A 17,445-nucleotide genomic window follows, 5' to 3' on the forward strand; every position below is an offset into this window, starting at 1 on the left:
TCACTTGCCGTAACCGGCCGCGATGCCCTCGATGAGCCTGCTGCTCATCCAGAGGTAGAGCAGCAGCAGGGGGATGACGATGATGCAGATCCCGGCGAACAGCACCGACCAGCGCGCCCCGGTGTACTGCATGGTCTGGACGAAGTTCAGCAACGTCAGCGAGATCGTCTTCTTCTCCTGGAGGAACGACATCGAGAAGAACGTCTCGCCCCAGTCGCCGATCGCCTGGAGGATGAACAGCGCCAGCAGCCCCGACCTGGTCAGCGGCAGCATGATCCGCCAGTAGGTGCGGTACGGCCCTGAGCCGTCCAGCGCCGCTGCCTCCTCCAGCTCGCGCGGCAGGCTGGCGAAGAACGCGGTCAGGAAGAAGACGGAGAACGGCAGGTTCGTGGCGATGTAGACCACCAGCAGCCCGCCCAGCGTGTCGATCAGGCCGAGCCTGTCGAGCCCGAGGTAGATCGGGATCATGATGGCCGGTCCCGGGATGCCCAGCCCCATCGCGAAGAACACGGTGACCGGCCCGGACAGCTTCCACCTGAACCGCGACAACACGTACGCCGCCGGCGCCGCCAGCAGGATCGTCCCCAGGCCGCTCGCCGTCACCAGGAACAGCGAGTTCAGCACCCCGTCGCCGAACGCGGCCGACGTCCACGCCTCGCCGTAATTGCCCCACTGCGGTACGGCGGGCAACCCCCACGGGTCGTTCACCACCTCCCGCGTCGTCTTCAGCGACGACAGCGCCATCCAGCCCACGACGAACAGGTCGAACAGCGCCAGCGACCAGGCCAGCGGCATCGCGATGAGGAACAGCGGGCCACGACTCCTCCTGGCCATCAGTAGTCCGTCCCTTCCCTGCGCCCCATGACCCGGCGCACCAGGAGGGTCAGCACGACCGTGAGGAGCATGGTGAGTACGGCTGACGCCGACGCGATGCCGTACCGGGGAACGCCGTCCGAGGGGAACGCGCCCGCATAGGCGTACACCGAGAAGGTCCACAGGCTCGTCGGCGGCAGGCTGCCGGTCGCGCCCGCGAAGACCAGCACGAACTCGAACGTCTTCAGCGCGCCGATCGCCCACAGCACCGCGCACACCCCGATCACGTCCCACATCAGCGGCAGCGTGATGTGCCAGAACCTGCGCACCGCCGACGCGCCGTCGAGCTCGGCTGCCTCGTAGAACGTGCGCGGGATGCGGTCGGCCGCCGCCATGAAGATCACCGTGTAGGTGCCCGCCGCCAGCCAGGTCAGGCCGCCCATCACGGTGGCGAACATGTTCTCCGGCGCCAGCCACAGCGGCGGCTCGGCGATGCCCAGCGACTTCAGCAGCGAGTTGGCCAGCCCGTCGGGGTCCAGCATGAACCCCCACATGATCGCGATCACCAGCCCGGGGACCAGGCTCGGGAAGAACACGACCGCCCTGACGAACTTCCTGCCGAACATGTCCTGCAGCAACATCGTCAGCAGGAACGAGACGAAGAACACCGCGCCGCCGACGCCGACCAGGATCTTCACCGTGTTGAGGAACGCCTGCCCGAACACCGGGTCGCGGAGCATCTCGCGGTAGTTGGCCAGGCCCGCCCACTCCATCGGCCCGGCGCCCGCCCAGTCGTTGAAGCTGATCCACACGGTGAACACGCTCGGCACGACCATCACCAGCGTGTACACCACGAGCGCGGGAGCCAGGAACGGCCCGATCATCCGCCTGCGCGACTTCTCGAAGGGATTTTCCGCTCGGACGACTATGGTTGTCACCCTTTGGACTTCCAGTACGCGGCTGCCTGCTCGGCCATCTGCCGGGTGAACTCGGCAGCGGTGACCTTGCCGAACAGCAACTGGTCGCTGAGCGGCAGCAGCACCTTGCTGTTGAAGTCGCCCATGTCCACGACGTCGGCCCTGTTCACCTCACCCGCGTCGAGCCCCTTCTTCAGCTCGGCGATCACCGGCGGCGCCGGCACGTCCTTGCGCACCGACATCTCCAGCGCGACGCCCGCCACCTTGTCCTGGTACTTCTTCTGCAGGAAGAACGCCAGGAACTTCTTGGCCGCCTCGGCGTTCTTCGACTTCTTCGGGATGCCGAACCCGGTCGCCGTCACGTTCATCGTCGGCGCCCTGCCCCCGACCTCGGGGAAGCGGAACGCGTGGAACTCGAACCCGGGCTTGGCGTACGGCGTGACCTCCTTGGGCAGGTAGGTGCCCTGGTAGAGGAAGTCGCTCTCGCCGTTGGCCCACTTCTGCTGCATCGCGGGGAACTTCGCCGCGTTGAAGCCGTCGGGGAAGTAGCCGCCCTTGGCCAGCGCCTCGACGAGCTGCGCCGCCTTGAGCACCTCGGGCTTCAGCCATCCCTGGCCGGACTTGTCCGGGGCGAGCGCGTGCCAGCCCTCGTCGCCCATCAGCGCCCGGCCGAAGTGCTCCAGGTAGCGCAGGTTGTAGTTGGGGATGCTGCCGTCCTGGCCGAGCGGCTTCCTGCCCTTGCCCTTCTGCGCGTCCAGCAGCTTCACGAAGTCGTCCCAGGTCTTCGGCGGGTTGGCGGCGAGGTCGGGGAAGTCCTTGCCGTTGAAGAACCAGCCGTACGTCGAGACCTGGTAGGGGAGCTGGGCCAGGACGCCGTCCGCGCTCGTCGCCATGCGCTTGTACGCCTCGCCCACGGTCTCGCCGACCGTCGCCTGCTCACCCGGGACCTTCGTCGCGTAAAGGTCGGAAAGGTCGAGCGCGCCCTTGGTGGCGGCGAACTGGCGGGTCAGCTCGCGGTGGTTGCCCTCGATGAGGTCGGCGGGCACGGTGGCCGTGTTCAGGCTGGGCAGGAAGTTCTTCACCGCGGTGCGGCCCTTCCACTGCGCCTTGACCTTGATCCCTGTCTCCTGGGAGAAGTCCTTGATCGCCTCGGCGAGCACCTTCTGGTTGGGCTCGCCCTCGGACCACATGCTCCAGATCGTGAGCTGCTGCTCGCCCGTAGCGGTCCCGCCGCAGGCGGCCGTCACGCTGAGGGCGGCCGCGAGCGCCGCCATCCGTAATCTCATGCTCACGCCTTTCAATAAAGACATAGGACAGACCATGTGCGTGTGCCCACGGTACAGCCGATTTCCCGTGGGTCAAGAGTTGACGTCGCTTCACCGCGGGGCTACATTCCGCTCAATCTTCCGTCCTAGGTCCAAAGTTTCTCGCGAAAGGCCTTACGGTGACCCCTCCTGCGCGTCGTCAAGTCCTGGCCATGCTCGGCGTCTCGGCCGTGGCAGCCGTCCCCCTCACCTCTGCGCCCCTGGACTTCAAGGAGAACGACCTGAACGTCTACCCCGCGGCCCTGTTCGGAGCCGTGGGGGACGGCGTCGCCGACGACTCGGCGGCCATCCAGCGCGCCATCGACGCGGCGGCCGCCGCGGGTGGCGGCTCCGTGCATCTCTCGGTGGGGAAGACCTACCTCCTCGGCGCGCCGCTGCACCTGAAGACGGGGGTGGCGGTGGTGTCGGAGCGGGCGCGGGCGAGCATCGCCCTGTCAGCCGGGTACACCGCCGCGACCGTGATCGACGCCAGGCAGGTGTCCGTCGTGGGGCTGCGCAACCTCGCGATCCGCTGCGCGGACCGGGCCTCCGTGGGGCTGGCCGTACAGGTCGAGGGGAGCACCGACGTGGTGCTCGACAACCTGCACGTGGAGGGGATCCACACGGGGACCTACGACACCGAGTCCGGGGTGGCGTCCACGGCGCTGATCCGGGTCACCGACTCGCACCGGGTGCTGGTCGCCGGGTGCCGGGTCACCCAGGCGTACGTCGGGATCAACGTCGCGGGCAACAGCACGCACGTGACCGTGGACGACTGCGACGTGCACGACGTCACCCAGTTCGGGGTGCACGTGCTCGGCAACGCGACCAGCCACACCGAGCACCTGACCGTCAGCCGGTGCCGGCTGGAGCGCATCGGCGGCACGTATCCGCAGGTCGGTTACCCGATCTACATCACCGCCGGCGGCAACAAGCAGACGCTGCACAAGCACCGCTACGTGCGGGCCATGGACAACACGATCATCGGCAACAAGAAGGCGTACGGCAAAGGCGGCAACGCGGATCTGCTGGCCGTCTACGACATCTTCGACGGGATCTGCGAGCGCAACGTGCTGTTCTTCGGCGGCGACGCCGGGCTGTCCACCGACCGCGGCAGGAAGATGGTGCTGGCCGGCAACATCGTCGGGCACTGCAACACGGTCGGCATCAACGTCTGGCAGACCGACGACGTCACCGTGGTCGGGAACGTGGTCTACAACAACTACCAGAACTACGACGGCGGGCTGAGCAACGAGGCGCGCGGCGGGATCCGGACTTATGCGCGTACGGGGTTCAAGGCGCAGAACATCGTCATCACCGGGAACCGCTGCTTCGACGACCAGGCGACCAAGACCCAGGACTACGGGATCTACATCCACCAGCGCACCAAGGGGGTGGAGATCGGGGCGAACACCCTGACGGGCAACAAGGAAGGCATGTTCCGCGCCGGGTACCCGGCGACCGCCCCGCCGCCGGAGAACGTCACCTTCTCCTTCGTGGTCACCGTCGACGCGCTGCCGGTCGCCGACTACTGGGAGAAGGGCATGGTCGTGCAGTTGCGCAACCCGGCCCCCGGGCAGCCGCTCCAATGGGTGTGCACGGTCGGCGGCAAGCCGGGCACGTGGCAGCCGGTGGGGGCCTCCGCCGTCTCTGCCGCGATCACGGCCGAGCCGTCCTTCGTGGGGCAGCTCGCCCTGGTGTCCGGCGCGGTCTACGTGGCGACGGGGGTCGCGGCGGCGGCCGACTGGCACAAGCTGGGCGACCTCTCGTGAACCGGCGCAAACTCTTCGGCAGCGTGGCAGCGGCGGGGCTCCTGACCACCGTTTCCTTCGGCCCGTCCGGGGGCGCGCTCTTCCTGGAGCGGGCGAGCGACACCAAGCTCTGGGTGTGGACCCGTACGGCGGGGCATCGGTGGATCCGCTACGAGCTGCGCCGGTTCACCAACGCCTCGCTGCGGCTGGACGCGTGGCGGATCCAGGCGATCAGCGCCGTGGACCTTACCGGCGACGCGCCCGTGCCGGGGAGCGGGGAGGTCAAGGGCCTCGACCTGACGACCGGGGGGAACTACGAGTACGCCCTGCGGCTCGTCGACGGGAGTGACCACGTCGGCGGGTTGCACGGGGACGAGCTGCTGAAGAGCTTTCTCCTGCTCGCCGACGGCCGCCGCGCGCCCGCGCCGGGCACCGTCACCGCGCTCACCACCTTCGAGCTGGCGCAGGACACCGTGCTGCTCGACCCGGACGCGGTGGGGACGGAGCTCGGCGACATGCACGTGCGCCACGTGTTCACCTCGGACGGGCTGCGGTTGCGGTGGGATCTGGACTGGAAGGCGGGCCGGGCGGTGGAGTACGCGTACGGGGCGATGCTGCCCGCGGTGCGGTCGCCCACGGTCACCACCTGGTTCCGGTACCTGGACCGGGCGGTGGAGCACGACATCTCCACCGCCGGTCACCGCGCGCCACCGGCCGACTCGTGCGGCGTGCAGATGTACAACACGACGAACGGGGCCAGCCTGTCGGTGGAGGTGTCGCCGTCGTTCTTCGCCGGGTACGCGGGGTCGGCCGGGCGGGGGATCTGGGTCTACGACGGGCCCGACTACAACAAGGTCTACCCGACCCGCGTCTCCCGCCCGTCCCGTGAGCAGGTCACACCGGGCGTCACGTGGAGCCTCGACGCCACCTACCGCTTCCTCTTCCCCCTCTAGCTGGCCTTCCGCCCACCCGGCACCTGGCGGGTGGGCGACGGTGTCCTGGTCAGGCGGGCTTTACGGGGGTTCCTGTGCGGGCGGACTCGTAGACGGCCAGGACCAGCGCCAGCGCGGCGCGCCCGTCGGCGGACGTGACCGCCGGGGCCCGCCCCTCGCCCACCGCGTCGATGAAGTCGATCAGCTGCGCCGCGTGCGACTCGGCCCCCAACCGCCCGGCCGTACCCCCGGCGATCCGGTCCTCGTCACCCACCTTGAAGCTGGTCAGCACCTCGTTCTCCACCACCGCATGCCCACGGTCACCGTACGCGGAGATCACCACGCTCTTCCCGCCGAACGCCGCCGTGCTGGCGAACAACCGCCCCAGCGCCCCACCGGCGAAACGCACCACGGCGGCCGCCGTGTCCTCCACCTCGATGCCCTCGTGGGCGAGCAGCCCCGCGAAGGCGTACACCTCCTCCACCGGCCCGAACAGCGCCAGCAGCAGGTCGACCACGTGCACGCCCTGGTTCATCAGCGCGCCGCCGCCGTCCATGGCCCACGTGCCGCGCCAGCCGCCCGAGTCGTAGTACGACTGCGGCCGCCACAACGTCACCTCGGCCGACCCGGACGTGAGCCGCCCCAGCTCCCCGGCGTCGACCGCCGCCTTGACCTGCTGGAACGACGGCTCGAACCGCCGCTGGCTGATCACGGTGACCGTACGCCCCGAGGCGCGCTCCGCCGCGATGATGCGGTCGGCGGCCGCGAGCGAGATGTCGATGGGCTTCTCGATGACGACGTGCTTGCCCGCCATCAGCGCGGGAACGGCCGCGTCCGCGTGCAGCCCGCTGGGCAGGCAGATGACGACGGCGTCGAGGTCGTCGCGCGCGTAGAGCGCTTCGAGGCTGGTCTCGGCCGCGCAGCCGTACACCGCGGCGAGCTCGGCGGCCCGGCCCTCGGCTGTGTCCGCGACGGCGACCAGCTCGGCTCTGCCGTCCAGGGAGGCGATCAGCTTCGCGTGCAGCGCCCCGATCACCCCGCACCCCACGATCCCGAATCGCACGGAACCTCCTCCACGTTGGCAACTATGACCTAGGACTCTAGTTATCACCGCTCTCCATGGTCAAGGGAAGGCTATTTCTGGCCAAGAGAGGTCTTATGTCCTAGGATTCCTCGTGCAGTTTCCGCCGCTTCGAGGGAGTTCAGAGATGCGCCTGGGCCTGGTCGGGATCGACAACACGCACGCGGACCACGCGGTGCGCCACCTCAACGGGGAGCACGCGCTGGGGTCCGCGCGGGTCGTGGCCATCCAGGGCGGTACGGCGGAGCGCGCGGCCACGCTCTCCGGCGGCGCCATCTCGGTGGTTTCCCGGCCGGAGGACCTGATCGGCCTGGTGGACGCCGCCATCGTCATGGACAGGGACGGCTCCCTGCACCGTGCGCACGCCGTACCCCTGCTGAAGGCGGGCATCCCGGTGCTGGTGGACAAGCCCTTGGCCACGACGGTGGCCGACGCGGAGGCCATCCTGGAAGCGGCCCGTACGGCAGGCGTTCCGGTGACGTCGTACAGCGCGTTGCGGTGGGTGGACTCGCTGGCCGCCTTCCGCGCCAGGGTGGCTGAGCTGGGGCCGCTGACCACGGTGGTGGCTACGGGCCCGGTGCAGCGGGACAGCGTGTACGGCGGGGTTTCCTTTTACGGCGTGCACGCCGTGGAGCTGGCCCTCCACCTCCTGACCCCATCGGCATCGGATGACCTGACCGTTTCTGTCCTGCCCGGGGGCGTGGTGGCGACGGCGCGGGTCGGCGGGGCACACGCAGTGATCAACCTGGTCGAACGCACCCCTGAGGCGGCCGTGCCGTTCCACCTGTCGGTCACCGGGGTCGGGGGAGTGGCCGCCGAGACCATCACTCTGGGCAAGGACTACACCCTCCCCGCCCTGCGCGTGTTCCTCACGATGCTGGCCACCGGCACCTCACCGCTCACGGACGCCGAACTCCTGGCCCCCGTCCACCTCCTGGAAACGATCAGCACCGCCGTGTCCACCACCCACTGACCGTCCCCCGCCCTCCGACTCGCCGCGAGAGTGCGCCTCTCACAGCACGGGCGCCCTGGAGAGGCGACGTCTCGAGAGGCCTGAAGAGGCAGGGGACGAGCACACCGCAAGGCGCGGCCGAAGGCGCGCCATGGGCGGGCGCGCAAGGCAATGGCGGGCAGTCCGCGCCAAGGGCTGGGCGGGCGGGGCGGGCCGGGTCCGGGTGCAGCTACAGGTGGTCGGCCACCAGGAGGGCGAACTCCTCCGGGGTGGCCACGCGCACCCCCAGCGACTCCGCCTTCGCCCGCTTCGACCCCGCCTTCTCGCCCGCCACCAGCAGCGAGGTCTTCGCCGACACGCTCGAAGACGCCTTCCCCCCAGCCCGCTCGATCAGCTCGTTCACCTCGTTGCGCGACAGCGCCTCCAATGGCCCCGACATCGCCCCCGTGACCACCACCGACATCCCCGCCAGCGGCAACCCCGCATCCTCATCGACCAGATCAGCAGCCACGCCCCCAGCGGGCACCCCGGGTTCGACCATGTTCACCCCCGCCGCCACCAGCTTGTCGATCAGCGGGGCGATCTCCGCCAGCTCCGCCACCACCACCGGCGCCTTCTCCGGCCCGATGCCCTCCACCGCCTGCATCGCCGCCACGTCCGCCGCCCGGATCGCCTCCATCGTCGCGAAGTGCCGCGCGATGCGCCGCGACATCGACCGCCCCGTCCCCCGCACCCCCAGCGCGCAGAACACCCGGCTCAACGGCCGCCCCTTCGCCTCCTCCAGCGCCGCGAGCAGGTTGTCCGTACTCACCTCGCCCATCCGCTCCAACCCCAGCAACTGCTCACGCGTGACGGTGAACAGGTCGGCGAAGTCGGCGATCAGCCCGGCGTCGAGCAGCTGCACGATGCGGTTGAGCCCCAGCCCCTCGATGTCGAGCTGGTCGCGCGCCACCGCATAGGTGATCGACGGGATCGCCCGGCACCCCCGCCCCTTCACGCACCGCCACCGCTCCTGCGACGTGTCGATCTCGCCGCCGCACTCCGGGCACACCTGCGGGAACTCGATCGCCCGCTCGTCCCCCGTACGCAGGTGCACCACCGGCGCCTCGACGCGCGGGATCACGTCGCCCGCCTTGTAGACGGTGACCGAGTCGCCCAGCATGAGGCCGCGCCTGGTGATGTCGGCCGGGTTGTGCAGCGTGGCGTAGGTGACGGTGCTCCCGTCGAGCTCGACCGGCTCCAGCACGCCGCGCGGCGCGATGACGCCTGTCCTGCCGACGTTCCACTCCACGGCCAGCAGCTTGGTGATCTTCTCGACGGCCGGCAGCTTGTAGGCGATCGCCCAGCGCGGCGCGCGCGAGCCGAACCCGGCCTGCTCCTGGTCGGCGGCCAGATCCGCCTTGATCACGATGCCGTCGATGCCGAACGGCAGGTCGGCGCGCGCGGCCGCGATCTGCTCGATCCTGGCCTGCGCCTCCTCGACCGACGCCGCGGTGACCCCGGCGACCGGCGTGGCCGCCGTCGTCTGCACGCCGAGCGCGGCCACGGTGTCCATGACCTCGCTGTGCGCGGCCGTGCGCAGCCGTACGGCAAGCTCGTCAGGGGTGCCCTCGACGGGCAGCGCGCCGTAGCCGAAGAAGGTCAGCTCGCACGTGTAGGGGCGGTCCTTGGCGCGCAGGGTGCCCGCTGCGGCGCTGCGCGGGTTGGCGAAGGTGGTGCCGTCGTGCGCGGTGCGTTTGGCGCACGCGTCGTCGAACTGGGCGGCCGTCATCAGCGCCTCGCCCCTGATCTCGACGGACACCGGCTCGGACAGCGTCGCGGGGAGGCCGGTGATCGTGCCGATGGCGTGCGAGACGTCCTCGCCCGCCTGACCGTCGCCCCTGGTCACGAGCTGGGTCAGCCGCCCGTGGCGGTAGCGCACCGAGATCGCGAGGCCGTCGAGCTTGGGCTCGACGCTCCACACCGTGACGGGACGGCCCAGCCTGCGCTCCACACCGGCCGCCCACGTGGCCAGGCCCTCGGGGGAGAAGACGTTGTCGAGGGAGAGCATGGGCACGGTGTGCGGAACGTCGCCGAGCGCCCCGGCGCCGACCTTGCCGACGGGGGAGTCGGCGAGGATCTGGTCGGGGTGGGCGGCCTCGTAGGCGGCGATGCCGCGGGCGAGCCGGTCGTAGGCGTCGTCGTCGAGGGTGGACTCGCCGTCGGCGTAGTAGGCGGCCGAGGCGTCTGCCGCCAGCTGCACGGCTTCCGCGTAGGCGGCCTGGTCGGCGAGGACGGTGATCGAGGGCGCGTCGGTCATGTAGACATCGTGCCTGGTGACACCGACAAAATGAACGCGTCGATCTCGGCTTGGGCCGCCTGTGAGCTTTCCGTGTCCGTACGGTAGAAGAAGCCGTGCTCGGCGTCGGGCAGCAGGACGACCCGCGCCCGGTTTCCCGCCGCGCGCAGCTTTTCCGCGAGCGCGTAAACGTGCTCGTGCGGGAAGAATCGCTCCTTCCCGACGACCACGAAGAGGAACGGCGCCGCCCCCGCCCTCACGTGATCTTCAGGCGACCCGCTGAGGGACGGGTCCAGGTGGGCGATGGCGGCGGCGATGTCCTGATCCATGTCCGGCCACGGCTTGAGCGTCCCCGGCCCGTTGAGCGCCACGCAACCGGCCGGGGCGCGCGAGGAGTCCCACGGGCCGGTGAGGTTGAGGAGGGTGGCCAGGTGGGCGCCCGCCGAGCTGCCGATCAGCACCACCGGCAGGTCACCGAGGCCGGACGCGTCGAGATGGGCGAGGAAGCGGCGATAGCCGGAGGAAACGTCGGCCATCAGGTCCGCCAGCCGTTCGCCGGTCCTGTAGCCGAGGGAGGCGCTGACCACGCCCTTGGCCGCCGCGTGGCGCATCTGCGCGTGCCAGGCGGCGGGCGAGCCGGAGCGCCACCCGCCGCCGTGGACGAAACACAGCGCGTACGGCGCGGCCGCCGAGGAGGGGTGCAGCAGGTCCACGCGCGGCTCGGACGACAGGGAGACGATCTTCACGGCGCTCCTCCGATGTGATGGAATGCTGGGAAAGATCCTAGGTCCTAAGTGAGGGTGAGATGCGTACGACGGATGTCAGGATCCTCGAGACCGCCGTGACCTTCCGCGACGTGCTGCTGGATCATCCGCTGCGGCTGGCCGGGGCGACGGTGGACCGGTTCACGCTCGCCCTCGTCACGGCGGTGGTGGAGGACCGGCGGGGGCGGGTCGCCGAGGGTACGGGGGCGGGTGTGCTGTCGGTGCCCTGGTCGTGGCCGCGTTCGCCCTTGTCGTGGGAGGCGCGCGACGCGGAGATGCGCGCCCAGACCTCCCGCTTCGCCGCGGCAGCCGTCAGCGGGGACGCGGCCGATCCTCTCGATCATGCCGACGCGCTGGCTGGATTGCGGCTGGTGCCCGGGTCGATGCCGGATCTGGCGGTGTCGCTGGCGATGGCCGGGGTCGACAACGCCGTCCACGACGCCTGGGCCAGGGCGGCGGGCCGACCGGCGGCGGAGCTCTACACGACCCTCACCCCGAGCCTCCCGAGGACCAGGCTCCCCGTCCAGCACGTGGTGGGGGTGGGCGATCCCCTGGAGCCCGGCGACAACCGGGAGCCCCTGGTCTCGCTGCGGGAGTGGGTCGACCTGGAGGGGATCGCGCACGTCAAGGTCAAGCTCCCCGCCCGTGACCCCCGGGAGGACGCCGCCCGCGTGGCCGACGTCCACCGCGTCCTGACCGCAGGCGCCATCACCCCGACCTCCCTCTCCCTGGACCCCAACGAGGCCTACGAGTCCCCGGCCGCCGTCACCGCCATGCTGGAAACCCTCAGGAGAACCGCCCCGGACGCCTACGCGGCCGTCGCCTACCTCGAACAGCCCGTCCCGCGCGACGCGCCCCCGGACCCGGCGGGCATGCGCGAGCTGGCCAGGCACGTCCCCGTCCTCGCCGACGAGGGCGTGGCCACGCAGAAGGACCTGGCCACCCTCGAAGAGCACGGCTGGAGCGGCCTCGTCGTCAAGGCGGCCAAGGGCCAGTCGTTCGCCCTCCGCAGCCACGCCCACGCCAGGGCCCACGGTCTCCGCGTGGTCCTGCAAGACCTCACCGCCGTGGACCTGGCCCTGGCCCACTCCGCCAGGCTCGCCGCCACCCTGGACCTCGACTGGCCGGCGTTCGAGTACAACAGCAGGCAGTACGCCCCGAGAGCCAACCGCGACCTCGCCGCCACCAGGCCGGAGCTGGTGACCGTGCGGAACGGCCACGTGATCGTCGGAGAACCCCAGCCCGGCCTTTACTAGGACCTAGGTCTTTTCTATGCTGAGGAGCATGCGGGTGGGATGGATCGGCACAGGGCTGATGGGCGAACCGATGGCCCATCGCCTGATCGAGCACGGGCACACGCTCACGGTGCACAACAGGACGCGGAGCCGTACGGCACGCCTGGAAAAGCAGGGCGCGACGGTCGTCGACACGGTGGCGGAGGCGGCCGGCAACGACGTCGTCGTGACGATGCTGCCGTTCCCGGAGGACGTCCACACCGAGCTCCAGCCAGAACCGGGCACGGTCGTGATCGACTGCTCCACGTCGAGCCCCGGCCTCGCCGTACGGCTGGCCGAGGAGGGCGCGCGCAGGGGCGTCGCCGTGCTCGACGCGCCGGTCAGCGGCGGTCCGGCGGGCGCGGCGGCGGGCACCCTCTCGATCATGGTCGGCGGCGCGGCGGACGCGGTCGAGCGGGTGCGCCCGCTGCTCGACGCGATGGGCGCCACGGTCGTCCACCACGGCCCGCCGGGCTCCGGCCAGCTGGCCAAACTCGCCAACCAGACCCTCGTGGCGAGCACCACTTTGGCCGCCTGCGAGGCCTACGCGTTCGCCGTCCACCACGGGCTCGACCTGGGCAAGGCGCGCGCGTCGATCGGTCCGGGGGTGGCCGGGTCGGCGTTGTTCGACTTCGTGTGGTCCAAGCTGGCCGCGGGCGACCTGGAACCCGGGTTCGCGATCGAGCACCTGCTCAAGGACCTCGACCTGATCAGGCGTGCGGGCCCCCCGCTGCAGGGCGTCGAGCTGGTCAGGCGGCTCGCCGGGCGGGCGCCGGGCGAGCGCGGCACCCAGGCGCTCCTCGCATGAGCATGATCGTCGACTCGCACGTCCACGTCGGGCGGTGGAAGTACCCGCCGGTGGAGGAGTACCTGGCGGAGCGGGGAGAGGTGGCAGCCGCGGTGCTCGTGCAGTTCGTCGGCAACGCGGACAACGCCTATCTCGCCCGATGCGTCGCCGACCACCCCGGGGTGCTGTCGGCCGTCGCGATGGTCGAGCCGGAGACGTACGGCGCGACCAGGCACGTCGAACGGCTGGCCGCCACCGGACGCTTCAGCGGCGTCCGGCTGTGGGCGGCGACGAGGTCCCCGGGGAAGGACCCGCTCGCGCTGTGGCGGGCGATCGACCGGGCGGGGATGGTCGCCAGCGTGCGCGGACCTCTGTCCGACGTGGCGAGCCCGGAGTTCGCCGCGATCCTCGACGAGCTGCCCGGTCTCCGGGTGAGGCTCGAACACCTCGGTTTCACGACATATCCGGATGTAGACCACAAGGACTTCGACCGCTTCCTCGCCCTCGCGGCGAGGCCCACGGCGCACACCATGTGGGCGGGTTTCTACGCCAACAGCGGCAGGCCGTACCCGCACCGGGACGCCGACCCCTACCTGCGCGAAACCCTCCAGGCGTACGGCTCGCGCCGCATCACGTGGAGCGGCGACTGGAACCGTCCCGACCGGGCGCCCGGCGACTACGCGGCAGCCGTACGGCACGTCCTGGACCGGCCGTATCTCACCGAGGAGGACCACGCGTGGATCCTCGGCGGCACGGCCCGCGCCCTCTTCACGGTCACCGCATGAGCCCCCGCATCGGCATCGTCGGGCCAGGCGCGATCGCCGAACTCCACGTGTCCGCGCTCGTCGAGGCGGGCGCCGTGATTGCAGCGGTGGCAGGCCCCGACCGCGACCAGGCCACGTCCTTGGCCAGGGGCGCGGCTGTCTACGGCACGGCCGACGAGCTCTACGGACACCCCGGCCTCGACGCGGTCGTCGTCGCCTCGCCCCACGCCTTCCACGCCGACCAGACCCTGGCCGCCCTCCGCGCGGGCCTCCACGTGCTGTGCGAGATCCCCGTCGCCCTCACCGTGCGCGACGCCGAGGCCGTCGCGAGGACCGCGAGAAGCACAGGCAAGCACGCCGCCGTGGCCCACACGCTGCGGTTCTGCGAGCCGTACCGCAAAGCTCGCGAGCTGGCGGGGGACGCGCGCCACGTCGTCGCCCGGACCCTGATGCTCCGCCAGGACGACACCGGCATGCGGGGCAGGAAACGCGGGTGGACCGACGACGTCCTCTGGCACCACGGCGCCCACACCGTGGACGCCGCCCTCTGGCTCCTCGACGCCGGGGAAGCCGAGGTCTTCGGCACGACCGGCCCGGTCTGGCCGGGCAGCGGGCGGCCCATGGACGTCGGCGCCGTGCTGCGCGCCCCCGACGGCGACCTGGCCACGATCGCCCTGTCCTACCACGCCAGGACGGCCGCGAAGGATCTGACGATCATCACGGAGACCCGCACGCTGCACCTGCGCGACGGGGTCCTGACAGATGACAGAGGCCGCATCCTGGCCGACGGCGGGGACCGCTGGGAGGCCGACGGCCTCGCCAGGCAGGACCGCGACTTCCTCGACGCCATCACGCACGGCCGCCGCCCCGGATGCACCGTGGACGACGTCCTCCCCGCCATGCGCATCCTCGACAGACTCGGAGGCCCCAGGTGAACGAGCTCGCCCGCATGACCAGCCCAGAGGCGGCGGAAGCGCTGAAGGCGGCCAAGGTCGCGCTGCTCCCGATCGGCGCCCACGAGCAGCACGGCCGCCACCTCACCCTCGACACCGACTACGCGATCGCCGACGCCTTCGCCCGCAGGCTCGCCGCCGACCTCGGCCGGGACGCCGTGCTCTGCCCCGGCCTGCCGTACGGGCTGTCCGAGCACCACCTCGCCTTCCCCGGCACGCTCACCCTGCGCCTCGACACGCTCCTCGGCGTGCTGCGCGACGTGGCGGAGTCCCTCGCGACCACCGGGATCACCAGGGTCGTCGTGGTCAACGGACACGGCGGCAACATGGACGCGGTACGGCTGGCCGCACGCGGCCTGCTGCGCGACCACGGCGTGGTCATGGCGCACCTGATGTGGGCGACGCTCGCCGCGGACACCATCGCCGAGCTGGTCGGCAGCGAGCGGTACGGGCACGCGTGCGAGGGCGAGACGTCGGTGGGCATGGTGCTGGCGCCGCGGATCGTCCGCCACGACCGCATCGGCCCGCCCGACCCGCAGCTCCCCGTGCTCCCGCACGCCGCCCCACCGACGCCGCGGGTGGACCTGCCGCTCGCCTACGACCGGCTCTCGGCCGGCGGCGCGCTCGGCGACGCCAGGCTGGCCTCGCCCGAGCTGGGGGAGAAGATCGTGGCGACGGCGTACGGCAGGGCGCTGGAGTTCGCCCGCGCCTTCGCGGCCGAGCCGGCCGGGGTCGCGTGATGCGCGTCCTCGTCGTGGGCGGCGCAGGGACGGTGGGCCGCATGGTCGTGCCCGCGCTGGCGGCCCGCCACCAGGTGCGGGTGATGGACCTCATGCCGTCCGAGGGCGTCGAGGACTTCCGCAGGGGCAGCGTCACCTCCGCCGAGGACGTGGCAGCGGCGGCCGAGGGCCAGGACGCGCTCGTCTACCTGGCGATGGGGCGCAAGGACGGCTGGCGCGACGGGCCCGACTGGGTGGCCAGCCACTTCGCGGTGAACGTGACCGGGCTGTACGTCACGCTCCAGGCGTGCGCCCGGGCGGGCGTACGGCTGGCCGTGCACGCGAGCAGCATGTCGGTCTTCGACGACTACGACACCCGCGACTACGCGCAGCGCCCGGAACCGGACGCCGTCGACGCCTACGGGCTGACGAAGCGCCTGGGCGAGACGGTGTGCGCGGCGGCGGCCCGCGAGCACGGCATGACCGTGACCGCGTTGCGCCTGGTCGGCCCGATGCCGGACGACGAGTGGCTGGCCTGCTCCGGCCCGCGCAGCGAGGTGATGACGGCCGCGAGCGACGTGGCCGCCGCGTTCGTGGCCGCGCTGGAACGCCCGGTCCAGGGCTACTCCGCCTACACGATCACCGGCGACCACGAGCGGCGCTTCCTCGACTGGACCCCGGCGTACGAGGACCTCGGCTGGGAGCCGCTAGTTCGGCGGGTCGAACCGCCCGTCGACGGCCGTCCAGCCGCCGTCGACGTAGAGGACTGAGCCGGTCACGAAGCTGGCCGCGTCGCTCGCCAGGTAGACCACGGCTCCGGCCATCTCGGACGGCCGCGCCCACCGGCCCAGCGCGCTCTTGGCCGCGTAGGCGTCATACCACGCGGGGTTGTCCTTGATCTGCCTGGTCAGCGGCGTCTCCACCACCCCGGGCGCGACCGCGTTGACCCGCACCCCGCTGGGGCCGAACTCGGCGGCAGCCGTACGGAGCAACTGGACCAGACCCGCCTTGGTCGCCGAGTAGACCCCCTGGCCGGGCTCGGTCACCGAGGCTCTGATCGACGCGAACCCGACGATCGACCCGCGCCCGCGCGCCACCATCCCCGCGCCGAACGCCCTGATCACGTCGAAGGAGGCGCGCAGGTTGAGCCGCACGACCCGCTCGAACTCCTCGCCCGAGTAGTCGAGCAGCCGCTTGCGCACGTTGGTCGCGGCGGTGAACACCAGCACGTCAACGTCGCCCAGCCGCTCGGCAGCCGCCGTCACCGCGTCGGCGTCGAGCACGTCCAGCTCGTACGCCTCGCCGCCGCACAGCCCGGCCGTCTCCCGCGCGGCCGTCAGGTTCACGTCGGCGCACGTCACCGACGCGCCCTGGGCCGCCAGCGCCAGCGCGGACTCCCTGCCGATGCCGCTCCCCGCCCCGATGACCACCGCGCGACGCCCGTCGAGGCGAAACAGCTGCTCGTATCCCGTCATGGGAGCACTTTATCCACTGGTCTGACCAGTGCACCAGGTCAACCGGCGGACAGGCTCAGCGCGGCGGGAATGGCGGCGAAGGCCCGCTTCATCCCGTCGATGAGCACCTTCCTGCCGCCCTGCCCGCCCGCACGCACCCAGACGCGCCCCGACGTGCTCCACGCCGTCATCGTGAGCTCGGCCAGCACGGGCAGCCGCAGGTCGTCGGCGTCCAGCCCGAGCTTGCCCGCGAGGACCTCCACCGCCTCGACCCTGACCCCGGCCCGGTAGTGCTCGACGTAGGCCATGAGGGAGGGCGCGCTGACGATGAGCCGCCGCGTCGCGACGTACCGCTCGTCCCAGCCGGGCTCCAGGCCCTGCGCCGCCTCCTCCAGGGCGTCGCGCAGCCCGTCCGTCGCCAGGCCGGTCAGCTCGCGACCTGCCAGCGCGGCGACGAAGGACGTCCAGAGCTCGGTCTCCGCCTCGATCGCCGCGGCCTCCTTGCACGGGAAGGTGCGGAAGAAGGTGCTCTTGGACACGTCGACGGAATCGACCAGTTCGTCGAGCGTCGTCGCGTCGAAGCCCCGCTCGGTGAACATCCGCAACGCCGCCTCGGCGAGGGCCCTGCGGGTGCGCAGCCTTTTGCGCTCGCGCAGCGGGAGTGCGCGCTCGTCTGTCATGCGGCACACCCTATCGCACCGA

General features: G+C 71.2%; 17 protein-coding genes. 9 read left to right on the forward strand and 8 right to left on the reverse strand.

The window, feature by feature from the left end; genetic code table 11:
* Genes ACIBG8_RS34795 through ACIBG8_RS34805 form a run of 3 tightly spaced genes read right to left on the reverse strand, consistent with a single transcriptional unit; the run spans position 1 to position 3,016 of the window.
* Entirely contained in the window at positions 1–834 is an 834-nt protein-coding gene (locus tag ACIBG8_RS34795) for a carbohydrate ABC transporter permease (protein WP_397347335.1), read from the reverse strand.
* Positions 834–1,751, reverse strand: a complete 918-nt coding sequence (locus tag ACIBG8_RS34800; protein ID WP_397347336.1) for a carbohydrate ABC transporter permease — start codon at positions 1,749–1,751, stop codon at positions 834–836. The genes ACIBG8_RS34795 and ACIBG8_RS34800 overlap by 1 nt, the downstream gene beginning before the upstream one ends.
* Complete coding sequence (locus tag ACIBG8_RS34805) at positions 1,748–3,016, reverse strand: ABC transporter substrate-binding protein (RefSeq protein WP_397347338.1); 1,269 nt, start codon at positions 3,014–3,016, stop codon at positions 1,748–1,750. The genes ACIBG8_RS34800 and ACIBG8_RS34805 overlap by 4 nt, the downstream gene beginning before the upstream one ends.
* Positions 3,017–3,207: 191 nt before the next feature.
* Here ACIBG8_RS34805 and ACIBG8_RS34810 point away from each other — a divergent pair, with 191 nt between their 5' ends.
* Together ACIBG8_RS34810 and ACIBG8_RS34815 are read left to right on the forward strand one after the other, a co-directional pair.
* Positions 3,208–4,806 carry a right-handed parallel beta-helix repeat-containing protein gene (locus tag ACIBG8_RS34810; protein ID WP_397347339.1) on the forward strand — a complete coding sequence of 533 codons (1,599 nt, stop codon included), beginning with the start codon at positions 3,208–3,210 and terminating at the stop codon, positions 4,804–4,806.
* The gene (locus tag ACIBG8_RS34815) at positions 4,803–5,738 is read left to right on the forward strand and encodes a hypothetical protein (RefSeq protein WP_397347340.1); all 936 of its coding nucleotides are present in this window, start codon (positions 4,803–4,805) and stop codon (positions 5,736–5,738) included. Before ACIBG8_RS34810 ends, ACIBG8_RS34815 begins: the two co-directional genes overlap by 4 nt.
* A gap of 49 nt (positions 5,739–5,787) precedes the next feature.
* Here the strand turns inward: ACIBG8_RS34815 and ACIBG8_RS34820 are convergent, their stop codons facing one another.
* A complete protein-coding gene (locus ACIBG8_RS34820; RefSeq protein ID WP_397347341.1) occupies positions 5,788–6,780 on the reverse strand; it encodes a Gfo/Idh/MocA family protein in 993 nt (330 codons plus the stop codon).
* A 145-nt stretch (positions 6,781–6,925) separates the two neighbouring features.
* Here ACIBG8_RS34820 and ACIBG8_RS34825 point away from each other — a divergent pair, with 145 nt between their 5' ends.
* Positions 6,926–7,771 (forward strand): Gfo/Idh/MocA family protein, encoded by an 846-nt coding sequence (locus ACIBG8_RS34825; RefSeq protein WP_397347342.1) that lies wholly within the window; start codon positions 6,926–6,928, stop codon positions 7,769–7,771.
* 208 nt (positions 7,772–7,979) lie between these two features.
* Here the strand turns inward: ACIBG8_RS34825 and ligA are convergent, their stop codons facing one another.
* Together ligA and ACIBG8_RS34835 are read right to left on the reverse strand one after the other, a co-directional pair.
* Positions 7,980–10,049, reverse strand: a complete 2,070-nt coding sequence (gene ligA, locus ACIBG8_RS34830) for an NAD-dependent DNA ligase LigA (RefSeq protein WP_397347344.1) — start codon at positions 10,047–10,049, stop codon at positions 7,980–7,982.
* On the reverse strand, positions 10,046–10,774 hold the full coding sequence (locus tag ACIBG8_RS34835) for an alpha/beta hydrolase (RefSeq protein ID WP_397347345.1): 729 nt from the start codon (positions 10,772–10,774) through the stop codon (positions 10,046–10,048). The genes ligA and ACIBG8_RS34835 overlap by 4 nt, the downstream gene beginning before the upstream one ends.
* A gap of 59 nt (positions 10,775–10,833) precedes the next feature.
* Here ACIBG8_RS34835 and ACIBG8_RS34840 point away from each other — a divergent pair, with 59 nt between their 5' ends.
* The 6 genes from ACIBG8_RS34840 to ACIBG8_RS34865 are packed head-to-tail and all read left to right on the forward strand — an operon-like array spanning position 10,834 to position 16,059.
* Positions 10,834–12,048, forward strand: a complete 1,215-nt coding sequence (locus tag ACIBG8_RS34840; protein ID WP_397347346.1) for an enolase C-terminal domain-like protein — start codon at positions 10,834–10,836, stop codon at positions 12,046–12,048.
* A gap of 28 nt (positions 12,049–12,076) precedes the next feature.
* Positions 12,077–12,874, forward strand: a complete 798-nt coding sequence (locus ACIBG8_RS34845) for an NAD(P)-dependent oxidoreductase (protein ID WP_397347347.1) — start codon at positions 12,077–12,079, stop codon at positions 12,872–12,874.
* The gene (locus tag ACIBG8_RS34850; protein WP_397347348.1) at positions 12,871–13,638 is read left to right on the forward strand and encodes an amidohydrolase family protein; all 768 of its coding nucleotides are present in this window, start codon (positions 12,871–12,873) and stop codon (positions 13,636–13,638) included. Before ACIBG8_RS34845 ends, ACIBG8_RS34850 begins: the two co-directional genes overlap by 4 nt.
* Complete coding sequence (locus ACIBG8_RS34855) at positions 13,635–14,552, forward strand: Gfo/Idh/MocA family protein (protein WP_397347350.1); 918 nt, start codon at positions 13,635–13,637, stop codon at positions 14,550–14,552. Before ACIBG8_RS34850 ends, ACIBG8_RS34855 begins: the two co-directional genes overlap by 4 nt.
* Positions 14,549–15,310: a creatininase family protein gene (locus ACIBG8_RS34860; RefSeq protein WP_397347351.1), complete on the forward strand. Its 762-nt coding sequence runs from the start codon at positions 14,549–14,551 to the stop codon at positions 15,308–15,310. The genes ACIBG8_RS34855 and ACIBG8_RS34860 overlap by 4 nt, the downstream gene beginning before the upstream one ends.
* The gene (locus ACIBG8_RS34865; protein WP_397347352.1) at positions 15,310–16,059 is read left to right on the forward strand and encodes an NAD-dependent epimerase/dehydratase family protein; all 750 of its coding nucleotides are present in this window, start codon (positions 15,310–15,312) and stop codon (positions 16,057–16,059) included. The genes ACIBG8_RS34860 and ACIBG8_RS34865 overlap by 1 nt, the downstream gene beginning before the upstream one ends.
* On the opposite strand, the gene ACIBG8_RS34870 is transcribed toward ACIBG8_RS34865, so the two are convergent.
* Together ACIBG8_RS34870 and ACIBG8_RS34875 are read right to left on the reverse strand one after the other, a co-directional pair.
* Positions 15,997–16,764: an SDR family NAD(P)-dependent oxidoreductase gene (locus ACIBG8_RS34870; RefSeq protein WP_397347353.1), complete on the reverse strand. Its 768-nt coding sequence runs from the start codon at positions 16,762–16,764 to the stop codon at positions 15,997–15,999. The genes ACIBG8_RS34865 and ACIBG8_RS34870 overlap by 63 nt on opposite strands.
* Positions 16,765–16,802: 38 nt before the next feature.
* Complete coding sequence (locus ACIBG8_RS34875) at positions 16,803–17,423, reverse strand: TetR family transcriptional regulator (protein ID WP_397347354.1); 621 nt, start codon at positions 17,421–17,423, stop codon at positions 16,803–16,805.
* Positions 17,424–17,445: the final 22 nt, after the last annotated feature.

The organism is Nonomuraea sp. NPDC050556 (assembly GCF_044457355.1).
Classification (GTDB): domain Bacteria; phylum Actinomycetota; class Actinomycetes; order Streptosporangiales; family Streptosporangiaceae; genus Nonomuraea.

What these genes read in the sequence shown, in the direction of transcription:
- ACIBG8_RS34795 (WP_397347335.1), bottom strand. Translation starts at nt 834, where the DNA reads ATGGCCAGGAGGAGTCGTGGCCCGCTGTTCCTCATCGCGATGCCGCTG.
- ACIBG8_RS34805 (WP_397347338.1), bottom strand. Translation starts at nt 3,016, where the DNA reads ATGAGATTACGGATGGCGGCGCTCGCGGCCGCCCTCAGCGTGACGGCC.
- ACIBG8_RS34810 (WP_397347339.1), top strand. Translation starts at nt 3,208, where the DNA reads ATGCTCGGCGTCTCGGCCGTGGCAGCCGTCCCCCTCACCTCTGCGCCC.
- ACIBG8_RS34825 (WP_397347342.1), top strand. Translation starts at nt 6,926, where the DNA reads ATGCGCCTGGGCCTGGTCGGGATCGACAACACGCACGCGGACCACGCG.
- ligA (WP_397347344.1), bottom strand. Translation starts at nt 10,049, where the DNA reads ATGACCGACGCGCCCTCGATCACCGTCCTCGCCGACCAGGCCGCCTAC.
- ACIBG8_RS34840 (WP_397347346.1), top strand. Translation starts at nt 10,834, where the DNA reads ATGCGTACGACGGATGTCAGGATCCTCGAGACCGCCGTGACCTTCCGC.
- ACIBG8_RS34845 (WP_397347347.1), top strand. Translation starts at nt 12,077, where the DNA reads ATGCGGGTGGGATGGATCGGCACAGGGCTGATGGGCGAACCGATGGCC.
- ACIBG8_RS34850 (WP_397347348.1), top strand. Translation starts at nt 12,871, where the DNA reads ATGAGCATGATCGTCGACTCGCACGTCCACGTCGGGCGGTGGAAGTAC.
- ACIBG8_RS34855 (WP_397347350.1), top strand. Translation starts at nt 13,635, where the DNA reads ATGAGCCCCCGCATCGGCATCGTCGGGCCAGGCGCGATCGCCGAACTC.
- ACIBG8_RS34865 (WP_397347352.1), top strand. Translation starts at nt 15,310, where the DNA reads ATGCGCGTCCTCGTCGTGGGCGGCGCAGGGACGGTGGGCCGCATGGTC.
- ACIBG8_RS34870 (WP_397347353.1), bottom strand. Translation starts at nt 16,764, where the DNA reads ATGACGGGATACGAGCAGCTGTTTCGCCTCGACGGGCGTCGCGCGGTG.
- ACIBG8_RS34875 (WP_397347354.1), bottom strand. Translation starts at nt 17,423, where the DNA reads ATGACAGACGAGCGCGCACTCCCGCTGCGCGAGCGCAAAAGGCTGCGC.